A 12,745-nucleotide genomic window follows, 5' to 3' on the forward strand; every position below is an offset into this window, starting at 1 on the left:
GGCGGCTAGCCGTTCTTGATGAAGCCCTCCTGGATCAGCCAGTCCTTCGCCACCTTGTGCGGGTCCTCGCCCTCCACATCCACCTTCCCGTTGAGCTCCTGCGCGATCTGCGTCGTCAGCCTCGCGCTCAGCGGGTTGAGCAGGCTCGCGATCGCCGGCCACTTCTCGATCGTCTTGCTGTGGATCTCCGGCGCCGCGTTGTAGTTGGGGAAGAAGTGCTTGTCGTCCGCGAGGGTGTCCAGATCCATCGCCTTGATCCGGCCGTCCGTGGTGTACGCCTCGCCGAGCAGGCACGAGTTGGACTTCGACACCTGCGTGTAGATGATCCCGGCGTCCATCTTCATGATGTTCCCGGCCGGGATCCGCATCCCGTACGCCTTCTCCATGCCCGTCAGCCCGTCCTCGCGCGAGGCGAACTCGTTCTCCACGCAGAGCGTTACCGCCGACGGGTCCTTCTTCGACAGCTCCGCCAGGTCCGACATCGTCTTGAGGTGGTACTTCGCGTTGTTCTTCTTGCTGATCGCCAGCGTGTAGGTGTTGTCGAGCGTGGACTGCGGCAGCCAGGTGACGCCGTTCTTCAGATCCTCGTTGTGCACCGCCTGCCACTGCGCCTGCGGGCTGACGATCGGCTTCTGGTGCCCCAGATACGTGATCCAGGCGGTGCCGGTGTAGTCGTACATCGCGTCCGCGTCGCCGCCGACGATCGCCTCGCGCGCACTGATCGAGCCGGGCAGATTCGTACGGTCCAGAACCTCCGCGCCCGCCGCCTTGAAGATCAGGCCGATCATCTGGCCGAGGACGATGTTCTCGCTGAAGTTCTTGGAAGTGACGGTCAGCGAGGCGCCCTTGAGCGGTGCGCCTTTGCCGACCGAACCCGGTGCCACATCGTCCACCAGCGGCGAACCGCTCTTGAGGCCGCAGCCGGTCAGGCCCGTCAGGCCGGTCACGGTCAGCGCCAGTGCCGCCGCCCCGCTCAGCGCCGCGCGTACGCAGCGCATCACGCCTCCAGCCCGTGCGGCGTGAGCAGCAGCTCGGCCAGCGAGGCCAGCCAGTCCACCAGCAGCGCAAGCGCCACGGTCAGCACCGAGCCGAGGATCAGCACCGGCATCCGCTGGGTCTGGATACCCGAGGTGATCAGGTCGCCCAGGCCGCCGCCACCGCCGAAGGTGGCCAGCGTGGCCGTGCCGACATTGAGGACCAGGGCCGTACGTACGCCGGCGAGGATCAGCGGTACGGCGAGCGGCAGTTCGACCTTGCTCAGCGTGCCCATCGCCGACATGCCGATCCCGCGCGAGGCCTCCACCAGCTGCGGATCGATCGCCTTCAGACCCGCCACCGTGTTGGAGAGCACCGGCAGCACCGCGTAGATCACCATGCCGACGATCGCCGTCGACGGGCCGATGCCCAGCCAGATCACCAGCAGTGCCAGCAGGCCGATGGCCGGGGTCGCCTGTCCGATGTTGGCGATCGCGGTGACGAGCGGCGAGGCCCTGCTCAGGCGCCGCCGGGTCAGCGCGATGCCCAGCGGGATCGCGATGATCAGCACCCAGAAGGTGGAGATGGCGGTGAGCTGGATCTGCTGCCACAGCCGCAGCTGCACATTGCCGCCCGACAGGGAGTTCTCGGCGATCGCGTCGAGGTGGATGTTGGAGATCCACAGGAAGGTCACCAGCAGGACGACGACGACCACGGCCGGCAGCACCACCAGCTTCTGCCAGGTGATCCGCCGCCTCGGCGCCGGAGCCGGTGGCGGGGGCTCCTCCTCGTCCGGGAAGGCATGGCCCAGGACGTCGTGCTCGCCGGGCGGGCCGGCGGGAGCTGTACTCATCCGCCCGCACCGCCCTCCAGCTCCACCTCTGTCTGGTGGTGGCGCAGCTCCTCCAGATCGTGCTGGTGCTCGATGGCGGTGAGCCGGTCGGCCTCGAGCATCTCGTGTACGGAGTTCATCAGCGTCTCCATGTCGACGACCCCGATGTACTCGCCGCGCCGCCCGGTCACCGCGACCCGCCCGCTGGAGTCCAGGAGCACCGCCTCCAGCGCGTCGTGCAGTGTCGCGTCCCGGGTCACCGTGTCGTGCACCAGCTGCCCCGCCCTGGCCAGCGACCCCTTGGCGCGCATCAGATCGCCGCGCCGCAGCCATTTGTACGGACGGTTCCGCCGGTCCAGCATCAGCACCTCGTTGTGCGGGCCCTTGCGCAGCTTGTTGAAGACGATCTGGAGCGGATCGTCCACGGTCACCGTCGGGAACTCCGCGATCTCGACATCTCGCACCCGGGTGAGATTGAGCCGCTTGAGTGCCGCACCCGCGCCGACGAAACCGGAGACGAAGTCGTCCGCCGGATTGGTGAGGATCGCCTCCGGAGTGTCGAACTGCGCGATGTGCGAACGCTCCCGCAGCACCGCGATCCGGTCCCCGAGCTTGATCGCCTCGTCGAAGTCGTGCGTGACGAAGACGATCGTCTTGTGCAACTCGTGCTGCAGCCTGATCAGTTCGTCCTGCAGATGATCGCGGGTGATCGGGTCGACGGCCCCGAACGGCTCGTCCATCAGCAGTACGGGAGGATCCGCGGCGAGCGCCCGCGCGACGCCCACCCGCTGCTGCTGGCCGCCCGACAGCTGCCGCGGATAGCGCCCGTGGAACTCCCGCGGGTCCAGCCCCACCAGATCGAGCATCTCCTCGACCCGGTCCTTCACCTTCGACTTCGGCCAGCCGACCATCTTCGGTACGAGGGCGATGTTCTCCGCGACCGTCATATGCGGGAAGAGACCGGAGGACTGGATCGCGTATCCGACCTTCCGCCGCAGCTTCACCGGGTCGATGTCGGTGACGTCCTCGTCGCCGATCCTGATGCGGCCGGACGTCGGCTCGATCAGCCGGTTGATCATCTTCAGCGTGGTCGACTTGCCGCAGCCGGAGGGACCCACGAGGATCACCGTCTCGCCCGCCTTGATCTCCATCGACACGTTGTCCACCGCCGGGTCGGGGCTCCCCGGATAGCGCTTGGTCAGGTTCTCCAGCTCGATGGAGGCCCCGGAAGCGGCGGACTCAGGCACGGATCCCCCTCGAGATGGTGAGACGGCCGATGCCCACGTACGCGGAGTCGAAGAGCAGGGCGAGGATCACGATGCCGATCGTCCCCGCGAGCACCTGGTTGAGCGCGTTGGCGCTGCCCAGCGAGGCGATGCCGCGGAAGATCTCATTGCCGAGGCCGGGCCCGGAGGCGTACGCGGCGATCGCGGCGATGCCCATCAGCATCTGCGTGGAGACCCGGATGCCGGTCAGGATCGGTGGCCAGGCGAGCGCCAGCTCCACTCTGAGGAGCCGGGAGACCCGGGCCATCCCGATCCCCTTGGCGGCGTCCACGAGTGAGGGGTCCACGCCGCGCAGCCCGACGACGGAGTTACGGACGATCGGCAGCAGCCCGTACAGCGTCAGGGTGATCACGGTCGGCGGCACCCCGAGGCCCACGATCGGGATCAGCAGACCGATCAGGGCGAGCGAGGGGATGGTGAGGAACATCGATGTCGACGTCATGGCGAGGTTGCCGCCCCAGCCGCTGTGATAGGTGACGAGGCCGATCAGCACGCCGAGAAGCGTGGCGATCACCATGCACTGGAAGACGACGCTGGCGTGCTGGTAGGCGTCGGTGAGCAGCTGCTGGTGGTTGGTGACCAAGTAGTCCCAGAAGCTCACACCGTCACCTCAGACGCTTTTGTCCTCCGCGGCCTGCTCCACCAGCGGAATGATCCGCAAGGGCACGGGATTCTCCATGACGATCGCTGTCGAGGCCCGCACGATGCCATCAAAACCGACAACACGGTCGATCACACGTTGGAGATCGGCGTTGGAGCGGGCGACGAGCCGGCACAGCATGTCGCCGTGGCCGGTGGTGGTGTGCAGCTCGAGCACCTCGGGGACGCCCGCCAAATGGGCGCGTACATCGGCCCCTTGCCCCTGCTTGATCTCCAGCGTGGCGAAGGCGGTCACCGGGTAGCCGAGAGCCGCCGGATCGACGTTCGGGCCGAAACCGCGGATGACTCCATTGGACTGAAGGCGGTCCAGCCGCGCCTGCACGGTCCCACGGGCCACGCCGAGGCGGCGGGACGCCTCGAGCACGCCGATCCTCGGCTCACGCGCGAGCAGCACGATGAGCCGGCCGTCCAGATGATCGATCGCCATGGCGTCTCCCGAATGGTCATCATGTACAGATAGCCCCGTCATGGTCCCTGATTGCTATGCACATTGCCCAGCGGAAACACAAACTATTGCGCACCTTGTGGATCGGGGGGAGCCTGCCCGTATGACTGAGACCATCGATCACACCCCGACCACCGCGCGTGAGGCCGACCCCTTCCCGGTGAAGGGAATGGACGCGGTCGTCTTCGCCGTCGGCAATGCCAAGCAGGCCGCGCACTACTACTCCACGGCCTTCGGCATGAAGCTCGTCGCCTACTCCGGACCGGAGAACGGCAGCCGCGAGACCGCGAGTTACGTCCTCACCAACGGCGCCGCCCGCTTTGTGCTGACCTCCGTGATCAAGCCCGCCACCGAATGGGGCCGCTTCCTCGCCGACCATGTCGCCGAGCACGGCGACGGCGTCGTCGACCTGGCCATCGAGGTGCCGGACGCGCGCGCCGCGTACGCGTACGCCACCGAGCACGGCGCCCACGGCATCACCGAGCCGTACGAGATCAAGGACGAGCACGGCACGGTGGTGCTGGCCGTGATCGCCACGTACGGCAAGACCCGGCACACCCTCGTCGACCGCTCCGGCTACGACGGTCCGTACCTGCCCGGCTTCGTCGCCGCCGACCCGATCGTCGAGCCGCCGGCCAAGCGCACCTTCCAGGCCATCGACCACTGCGTCGGCAATGTCGAGCTCGGCAGGATGAACGAGTGGGTGGCCTTCTACAACAAGGTCATGGGCTTCACCAACATGAAGGAGTTCGTGGGCGACGACATCGCCACCGAGTACTCCGCGCTCATGTCGAAGGTCGTCGCCGACGGCACGCTGAAGGTGAAGTTCCCGATCAACGAGCCGGCGATCGCGAAGAAGAAGTCGCAGATCGACGAGTATCTGGAGTTCTACGGCGGGGCCGGCGTCCAGCACATCGCGCTCGCCACGAACGACATCGTCGCGACCGTACGTTCCATGCGGGCGGCGGGAGTCGCGTTCCTGGACACCCCCGACTCGTACTACGACACGCTCGGCGAGTGGGCGGGCGAGACCCGGGTGCCCGTCGAGACGCTGCGCGAGCTGAAGATCCTCGTCGACCGTGACGAGGACGGCTATCTGCTACAGATCTTCACCAAGCCGGTCCAGGACCGGCCGACGGTCTTCTTCGAGATGATCGAGCGGCACGGCTCGATGGGCTTCGGCAAGGGCAACTTCAAGGCGCTCTTCGAGGCGATCGAGCGCGAGCAGGAGAAGCGCGGAAACCTGTAGCCGGGGCTCCGCCCCGAACCCCGCGCCTCAAACGCCGGCCAGGCTGGATTTCCGCCTGTCCGGCGTTTGAGGTCATGCGGCCGAAGGTCGACAGCCCGCCGCAGGCGCGTCACGATCCGCCGGACGCCCCTACGCTGGACGCATGGCCAGGATGAATGACGTCGGCGGCATGCAAGGCTTCGGGCCCATCGACACCACCGACGACGCCGAGCCCTTCCACGCCGACTGGGAAGCCAGGGTCTTCGCCCTGAACCGCGCCCTCATCGTCGGAAAGGTCTTCAACCTCGACGAGTTCCGCGACGCGATCGAGTCCATGCCGCCCGCCGAATACCTCGCGGCCTCGTACTACGAGCGCTGGTTCCACGCCATTGTCAGCCTCCTGGAGCGCAAGGGCGTCATTGCGGCGGGTGAGCTCGATGACTGACGCGACCACCGACCGCTTCGCGCCGGGCGCGCGGGTGCGGACCGTGCACCACGATCCGCCGCACCACACCCGGCTGCCCCGCTACGCCCGCGGCAAGCACGGCACGGTCGTCGAACCCGAGGGCCGCGAGCCGCTCGCCGACGTGCGCTCCCAGGGGCGCGAGGACGCCCCCGTCCAGCAGGTCTACGCCGTACGGTTCGCGGCCCGGGAGCTGTGGGGCGACGGCGACCACCACGTCGTACTGGACCTGTTCGAGAGCTACTTGGAGGACGACCAGCCGTGACCGGGACCCACTCCGACGCCCTGATCTCCCGCCGCGTACGCCGCCTCGAGACGCTCCTGGAGGAGCGCGGCCTCGTCGCGGGCGCCGCGCTCGACGAAGCCCTCGACGCCTTCCTGAGCGGCGCCTCCCCGGCCAACGGGGCGCGGGTGACGGCCCGGGCCTGGGTCGACGCGGACTTCCGCACCCGGCTGCTCGCCGACGGGACCGCGGCCGTCGCCGAACTCGGCCTGTCCTCGGGAGGAGTCCAGCCACAGCGGCTGCACGTCGTCGAGAACACCGAGCGCACGCACAACGTCATCGTCTGCACGCTCTGCTCCTGCTACCCGATCCGGCTGCTGGGCCCGTCCCCGAGCTGGTACAAGAGCGAGGCCTACCGCTCCCGGGTGGTCCGCGAGCCCCGCGCCGTACTGGAGGAGTTCGGCCTGCGTCTGCCGCCCGACACGGAGATCACAGTCTGGGACTCCACGGCGGAAACCCGCTACATGGTCCTGCCCCGCCGCCCGGCCGGCACGGAGTCCCTGACGGAACCGGAACTGGCGGCACTGGTGACCCGCAACGCCCTGATCGGCACGGCGGCGGTCTAGGACGGGGCGCACAGGCCACTGCCCCAGCCAGGCAGGTGCCGGACTCGCCCGCCGACGGGCGGGGTGAGGGAATGGCCCGCCGCGGGCGACCCGCCCGCATTGCACCTGCGCCCGCGCCCCCGACCCGTCCCCCCAACCGCGCCCGCCGCGTCAGTCCCGCACCGGCTTTGACGCCCCCGGGCTCGCCGACGGCACCGTCCCGGCCTCCGCCGACGGCTTGCGCGGAGCCGGATTCGTCGACGGCTGCTGCCCCGGCGGCGACTGCTCCGGTGGCGCCGACTGGTCCGGCGACGGCTGCTCCGGCGGCGACGCCTGCCCCGGCGAAGGCTGCTGCCCCGGCGGCGACTGCTCCGGTGGCGCCGACTGCTCCGGCGCAGGCTGCTCCGCCCCGCCCGCAGCTGCCGATTCGTCCACCCCGGTCACGTCATTCGGTCCGCCCGGCGGCGGCTCCCCGAGCGCGTTCAGTGCGTCCTGCGCCACCGGGGCCAGCAGCGGTGAGAAGTACGGGTTGATCCGCAGCGCCTCCCCCAGGTGCCGCCGGGCCGCGCCGGACTGCTCCAGCGCGCGCTCGATCTCGCCCCGGTGGTACGCGAACAGCGCGCTCCGCAGCCCCGGTCCGGTCGCCCTCCTGGCGTACGGCAACGCCTCCTTCGCCCTGCCCGCCCGGTACAGCGCCCACCCCAGCGCGTCCGCGACGTACACGCTCCGGTGCTGCCGGACCCACTCGCCCGACAGCCGCCGTACGGCCGACTCCGGGTCCCCGTGGTCCGCCTCGAAGCGGCCGAGCACCAGCTCCTCGTTCACCCCGTCCTTCTCCGCCTCCGCCGCGCGGGCACGCAGTCGCCCGTACTCCGTGCTGGCATCCCCGTCCAGCCCCAGCGACTCGTACAACTCGCCCGCCTCCAGCGCGTATTCGGGCAGCGGCGCCAGCCCGAGGGCCGACTGGTAGTCGCGGAAGGCCTCCTCCGTACGTCCCAGCGCCGCCAGCGCCCGCGCCCGCCCCGCCAGCGACGGATGGTGATCGCTCACGAACCGCAGTGCAGCGTCGTACTGCTCCAGCGCCTCCTGTGGTTCGCCGCGCTCCCAGGCCAGTTCGCCGAGCCGCTGCAGCGCGGCCGCCTTCTCCGCGGGTGCGTCGGCGGACTTGGCCGCGCTGTACGCCACCGACGCCGCGTCCTCGCGCCAGCCCCGCTCCCGCATGACCTGCGAGGCGAGCTCCAGCGTCTGCCCGCCCGAGTACAGCTTCTGGAGCTTGTCCAACGCCTTGCCGGCGGCCTTGTAGTCGCCGAGGCCGTTGTAGGCGTCGATCAGCACCGGATACACCGTCCACCGCTCCGGCTTCTGCTTCCTCGCGCGCTCGCCCCAGGTACGCGCCGCGCCGAAGTCGCGCCGGGCGTTGGCCAGCGCCGCGAGACCCACCAGCGCGTCGACGTTCCCCTCGTGGTCCGGGAGCACCTCCAGCGAGCGCCGCAGCGCGCTCTCCGCCCGCGAGTAGTACGTCGGATCCGCCAGCTGCGTGCCCCGCTCCACATACGCCGACCCCAGCATTGCCCACGACTCCCCATCGAGGGGGTGGGCCCCCAGCCATTTCTCGCGGTCGCGGATGAGCGCGGTCAGATCGGGGAGGGAGGCGGGAGCGCCCGCGCCCACCGCGGCCATCGCCCGCGCGGCCGGTCCCGGCGCCGGCGGTGGGCCGTCCTCCCCCCAGCCCGGCGCGAGCATGACCACCCCGATGACCAGCGTCGCGCCGACGAGCGTGCTGACCGCGGCGTTCTTCATGGTTTCGCTCTTCATGGCGCTCACTGTGCGTCAGCAAGCAGTCGATACGAAGAACACACTCGGTAGTGCGAAGCGGAATGCGGACGGGTTCACACCGATGGCCCCTGGTGCGAGGCTTGGAGCATGGACGATCTTCTCGACCGGCTGCGCGCCGGTCTGCCCGCCGAGGCCCTGATCACCGACCCGGACATCACGGCCTCGTATGCGAACGACATGGCGAGCTTCTGCGAGGCGGGCACCCCCGCCGTCGTCGTCCTGCCGCGCACCGTGGAGCAGGTCCAGCACGTCATGCGCACCGCGACCGCGCTGCGGGTCCCCGTCGTCCCGCAGGGCGCCCGTACCGGGCTGTCCGGCGCCGCCAATGCCTCGGACGGCTGCATCGTGCTGTCCCTGACCAAGATGGACCGGATCCTGGAGATCAGCCCGGTCGACCGGATCGCGGTCGTCGAGCCGGGCGTCGTCAACGCCGTCCTCTCCCGTGCCGTCAACGAACACGGGCTCTACTACCCGCCCGACCCCTCCAGCTGGGAGATGTGCACCATCGGCGGGAACATCGGCACCGCGTCCGGCGGCCTGTGCTGCGTCAAGTACGGAGTGACCGCGGAGTACGTGCTCGGCCTGGACGTCGTCCTCGCCGACGGACGCCTGCTCACCACCGGCCGCCGCACCGCGAAGGGCGTCGCCGGCTACGACCTCACCCGGCTCTTCGTCGGCTCCGAAGGCAGCCTCGGCATCGTTGTCAAAGCCGTGCTCGCACTCCGGCCGCAGCCGCCGGCGCAGCTGGTCCTGGCCGCCGAGTTCGACTCCGCGGCGGCAGCCTGCGAGGCCGTCTGCGCGATCATGGAGCGCGGCCACACGCCCTCGCTCCTCGAGCTCATGGACCGTACGACCGTCCGGGCCGTCAACGCCATGGCGAACATGGGTCTGCCGGATACCACCGAGGCACTGCTCCTCGCCGCCTTCGACACCCCGGACCCGGCAGCCGATCTGGCCGCCGTCGGCGAGCTGTGCAGCGCGGCGGGCGCCACCGAGGTCGTCCCCGCGGACACCGTCGCCGAGTCCGAACTGCTCCTCCAGGCAAGGAGGTTGTCACTCACCGCCCTGGAGACCGTCAAATCGGCCACGATGATCGACGACGTCTGTGTGCCGCGCTCGAAGCTCGGCGCGATGATCGAGGGCACGGCGGCCATCGCCGAGAAGTACGGCCTCACCATCGGCGTTTGCGCGCACGCGGGCGACGGCAATACCCACCCCGTCGTCTGCTTCGACCACGCCGACCCGGACGAGTCCCGGCGCGCCCGCGAGTCCTTCGACGAGATCATGGCCCTCGGTCTGGAACTCGACGGCACGATCACCGGCGAGCACGGCGTCGGCGTACTGAAAAAGGAGTGGCTGGCGCGCGAACTGGGCCCGGTGGGCGTGGAGATGCAGCGCGGCATCAAGCAGACCTTCGACCCGCTCGGCCTGCTCAACCCCGGCAAGATCTTCTGAGGCCGATGCGGCACCGAAGTGGGACCAGAGGCCTAAGGCCAATGCCCGATGGCCCGGGCACCGGCTCCCCGCATAGCGTGGAGACGTCGATGAAAGTCGACGAAGGCCGATGAAGGCCGATGAAGGAGGAGCCGTGCCGGCACGTCTTGACCACACCATCGTCCACAGCCGCGACCGCTTCGCCGGCGCCCGTTTTCTCGCCGAACTGATCGGTGAGCCCGATCCCAAGCCCTTCGGCCCCTTCGCGAGCCTGCCGCTGGCGGGCGGCGTCACTCTCGACTATCTCGACGTACGGGAGCGCATCGTCTCCCAGCACCTCGCCTTCCTGGTCTCGGAGGAGGAGTTCGACGAGATCTTCGGCCGGATAACCGAGCGCGAACTCCCGTACTGGGCCGACCCGATGCACGACAAGCCGCAGCAGATCAACCACCACTACGGGGGCCGCGGGGTCTACATCGACGACCCCGATGGCCACTCCCTAGAGTTCCTTACGCACACGTACGTCACCTCCTAGGCGCCTCCCAGGCCTCCTGGGCACCTCCCAGGCCTCCTGGGCGCCTCCTAGGCATCGCCGTCCAGGGACTCGTCCGAGGGCCGCAGGTCCCCCAGCCGCAGATCGTCGGCGGGGGTGGGCGCGAGCAGCTCGGCGAGGCCGTCGTCGATGCCGAGCTGTTCCGACTCGGAGCCGGGAGGAACCACCCGCAGCGTCCGCTCCAGCCACCCGGACACCGCCGCGGCGGACGCCTCGACGAGCGCGTCGCCGTCGGGGGAGCTGAGCGCCATCAGGACCACGCTGCGGCCCTCGACCTCGGTCGGTGTGATCCGGACATCTCCCTGCCCACACGGGCGGAACACCCCTTCGACCAGCAGCTCGCGGGCGAAGTTCCACTTCACGGGGCTGTCGGAGCCGATGTGAAAGGCTATGTGCACGGCGTACGGGTCGTCAGTGCGGTAGGTCAGCCGGGCCGGGACGGGGATGCTGAGCTCGGGCGACAGCACCAGTCGGAGCTCCAGCTCGCGTTCCACCACGGTGTGCATGAGAGTGCTCTCCTTCCTTTTGCGAGGCCTTGTGAGTGGGCCGTGCAAGGAGAGAGCGCGTCGCACCGCGGCTATGACGCGACTTTCGGAAACAACTTTCTGTGGCGCATTCATGACCGGAAAGTAGTCGTTACGGCAGGACCGCCCCAGGGGCGCTCGAGGGTCTGATAGATGTGGAGCCTTGAATTGAGGCCTCGAGGAGATACGGGACCACGGTGATGAGCGCCCCAACCCCGGCCACCGGAGACGGCAGCCCCACGCCCGGCTATTACCCGGATCCATCCATTCCTGGATATGTCCGGTACTGGAACGGTGCTTCATGGGTGCCCGGTACGAGTCGGCCCGCGCCGGAGACGGGCGAGGCGATGCCCTCGGCACCCGGCTCGACGGCGCCCGAGTTCGCGTCGGCCGGTCCGGCCGCGTCCGCGTACACCCCTGCCCCGATGGAGGAGACCGGCCCGGTCTTTCTCGACGAGGGGCCGGTCGACGAGCCGTCCCGCCCGGAGCCGGCCACCGCCTGGCAGGCGGACACCTCGCGCCAGGGCGGCTTCGGCGGCGAGCGCGACAACCGCGTCGGGTGGGGCGGCGGCCAGGACCCCCGTACGCCGTCCCAGGGCGGCGCGTCCGGTGCATCCGGTTCGCCCCCCGACCCACGCCGGCCCGCCGATCCGACGGGCGGCGCCCTGCCCGGCGTGCGCTCGCTCGGGCCGTCGAACACCGGCGAGCCCCCGGTGGACGGTACGGTCGCGATCCGCGCACTGCGCCCCGGCGCGGCCAAGCGAGCGTCGGCCGGCCCGGGTGCCCCCGCCGCCGATCCCGCATCAGCCGCTCCGGCGGGCGAGACACCGGCCGGCCTGCCCCAGCGCCCGCCTCAGGACGGTACGGGCGGGATCGCCGCACAGCGCCTCGGCGGCAGCGCGCCCACTCCCACCGCACCCGCGCAGCCGCAGGCCCCGGCCCAGCGTCAGCCGCAGCCGCGGACCTCAAAACCCCAGCAGCAGTTCCAGCCGCAGGTGCCCGCGCAGGCCCAGGCTCCCGTCACCAACGGCCCCGGCGGCGGCTCCGCCTCCTGGGCCCAGCAGGTCCACCAGCTCGCCGCCACCGCCGTCGAGGGCGAGCCGCCCGTCGTGCCCTGGAAGCCCCCGGTCAACGACCCGTTCCTGCAGGCCGCGCAGGCTCAGGCCGCGGCCCGTCCCGCGTCGCTGGGCAAGCGGTTCGCGGCGCGGCTGATCGACTTCGTGCTGCTCGGCGCGCTCGTCGGCGCCGTCGCCGTACCGGTCGTCTCCCAGGCGCGCGCCCATATCGACGAGAAGATCGAGGCGGCGAAGCAGTCGGGCGAGACGGTCACCGTCTGGCTCGTCGACGGCACCACCGCCGTTCACCTGGGCATCATCCTCGGCGCCCTGCTGGTCCTCGGTGTGCTGTACGAGGCACTGCCTACCGCCAAATGGGGCCGCACTCTCGGCAAGAAGCTCTGCGGCCTGACGGTCTGGGACATCGAGTCCCACGAGCCGCCGTCCTTCGGGGCCGCGCTGCGCCGCTGGCTGGTCTACGGAGTGCTCGGCGTCCTCGTCGTCGGGGTGTTCAACGTGCTCTGGTGCCTGTTCGACCGGCCGTGGCGGCAGTGCTGGCACGACAAGGCCGCACACACCTTTGTGACCGGCTGACCCGCCACCCGAAGAATTCCCGGGAGGGTTCC

General features: G+C 69.9%; 14 protein-coding genes. 7 read left to right on the forward strand and 7 right to left on the reverse strand.

Features of this window, described 5'->3' with window-relative positions; translation table 11 throughout:
* Positions 1–5: 5 nt before the first annotated feature.
* Genes ACFYXH_RS27140 through ACFYXH_RS27160 form a run of 5 tightly spaced genes read right to left on the reverse strand, consistent with a single transcriptional unit; the run spans position 6 to position 4,180 of the window.
* Positions 6–998 (reverse strand): glycine betaine ABC transporter substrate-binding protein, encoded by a 993-nt coding sequence (locus ACFYXH_RS27140; RefSeq protein WP_389568003.1) that lies wholly within the window; start codon positions 996–998, stop codon positions 6–8.
* Positions 998–1,828, reverse strand: a complete 831-nt coding sequence (locus tag ACFYXH_RS27145; RefSeq protein ID WP_389568005.1) for an ABC transporter permease — start codon at positions 1,826–1,828, stop codon at positions 998–1,000. The genes ACFYXH_RS27140 and ACFYXH_RS27145 overlap by 1 nt, the downstream gene beginning before the upstream one ends.
* A complete protein-coding gene (locus tag ACFYXH_RS27150; RefSeq protein ID WP_389568008.1) occupies positions 1,825–3,054 on the reverse strand; it encodes a betaine/proline/choline family ABC transporter ATP-binding protein in 1,230 nt (409 codons plus the stop codon). The genes ACFYXH_RS27145 and ACFYXH_RS27150 overlap by 4 nt, the downstream gene beginning before the upstream one ends.
* Positions 3,047–3,694, reverse strand: a complete 648-nt coding sequence (locus ACFYXH_RS27155) for an ABC transporter permease (RefSeq protein WP_389568011.1) — start codon at positions 3,692–3,694, stop codon at positions 3,047–3,049. Before ACFYXH_RS27155 ends, ACFYXH_RS27150 begins: the two co-directional genes overlap by 8 nt.
* Positions 3,695–3,703: 9 nt before the next feature.
* On the reverse strand, positions 3,704–4,180 hold the full coding sequence (locus ACFYXH_RS27160; RefSeq protein ID WP_385309179.1) for an Lrp/AsnC family transcriptional regulator: 477 nt from the start codon (positions 4,178–4,180) through the stop codon (positions 3,704–3,706).
* A gap of 121 nt (positions 4,181–4,301) precedes the next feature.
* On the opposite strand from ACFYXH_RS27160, the gene hppD reads away from it, so the two are divergent.
* The 4 genes from hppD (at position 4,302) to nthA (ending at position 6,738) form a co-directional block, all read left to right on the forward strand.
* Positions 4,302–5,447: a 4-hydroxyphenylpyruvate dioxygenase gene (hppD, locus tag ACFYXH_RS27165; RefSeq protein ID WP_389568014.1), complete on the forward strand. Its 1,146-nt coding sequence runs from the start codon at positions 4,302–4,304 to the stop codon at positions 5,445–5,447.
* Positions 5,448–5,589: 142 nt separating this feature from the next.
* A complete protein-coding gene (locus ACFYXH_RS27170; RefSeq protein ID WP_327323868.1) occupies positions 5,590–5,871 on the forward strand; it encodes a hypothetical protein in 282 nt (93 codons plus the stop codon).
* Positions 5,864–6,154: an SH3-like domain-containing protein gene (locus ACFYXH_RS27175; RefSeq protein ID WP_389568017.1), complete on the forward strand. Its 291-nt coding sequence runs from the start codon at positions 5,864–5,866 to the stop codon at positions 6,152–6,154. The genes ACFYXH_RS27170 and ACFYXH_RS27175 overlap by 8 nt, the downstream gene beginning before the upstream one ends.
* Entirely contained in the window at positions 6,151–6,738 is a 588-nt protein-coding gene (nthA, locus tag ACFYXH_RS27180) for a nitrile hydratase subunit alpha (RefSeq protein WP_389568020.1), read from the forward strand. Before ACFYXH_RS27175 ends, nthA begins: the two co-directional genes overlap by 4 nt.
* Positions 6,739–6,888: 150 nt before the next feature.
* On the opposite strand, the gene ACFYXH_RS27185 is transcribed toward nthA, so the two are convergent.
* Positions 6,889–8,532, reverse strand: a complete 1,644-nt coding sequence (locus ACFYXH_RS27185; RefSeq protein WP_389568024.1) for a hypothetical protein — start codon at positions 8,530–8,532, stop codon at positions 6,889–6,891.
* Between the two features lie 108 nt (positions 8,533–8,640).
* On the opposite strand from ACFYXH_RS27185, the gene ACFYXH_RS27190 reads away from it, so the two are divergent.
* Positions 8,641–10,008, forward strand: a complete 1,368-nt coding sequence (locus ACFYXH_RS27190) for an FAD-binding oxidoreductase (RefSeq protein ID WP_389568026.1) — start codon at positions 8,641–8,643, stop codon at positions 10,006–10,008.
* Positions 10,009–10,141: 133 nt separating this feature from the next.
* Positions 10,142–10,522, forward strand: coding sequence for a VOC family protein (locus ACFYXH_RS27195; RefSeq protein ID WP_389568029.1), 381 nt, complete (start codon positions 10,142–10,144; stop codon positions 10,520–10,522).
* Positions 10,523–10,569: 47 nt separating this feature from the next.
* Here the strand turns inward: ACFYXH_RS27195 and ACFYXH_RS27200 are convergent, their stop codons facing one another.
* Positions 10,570–11,046 carry an SsgA family sporulation/cell division regulator gene (locus ACFYXH_RS27200; RefSeq protein ID WP_389568031.1) on the reverse strand — a complete coding sequence of 159 codons (477 nt, stop codon included), beginning with the start codon at positions 11,044–11,046 and terminating at the stop codon, positions 10,570–10,572.
* 218 nt (positions 11,047–11,264) lie between these two features.
* Between ACFYXH_RS27200 and ACFYXH_RS27205 the strand changes: the two genes are divergently transcribed.
* Positions 11,265–12,713, forward strand: coding sequence for an RDD family protein (locus ACFYXH_RS27205; protein ID WP_389568033.1), 1,449 nt, complete (start codon positions 11,265–11,267; stop codon positions 12,711–12,713).
* Positions 12,714–12,745: the final 32 nt, after the last annotated feature.

Origin of the sequence: Streptomyces sp. NPDC002730 (genome assembly GCF_042888805.1) — a bacterium.
Taxonomy (GTDB): domain Bacteria; phylum Actinomycetota; class Actinomycetes; order Streptomycetales; family Streptomycetaceae; genus Streptomyces.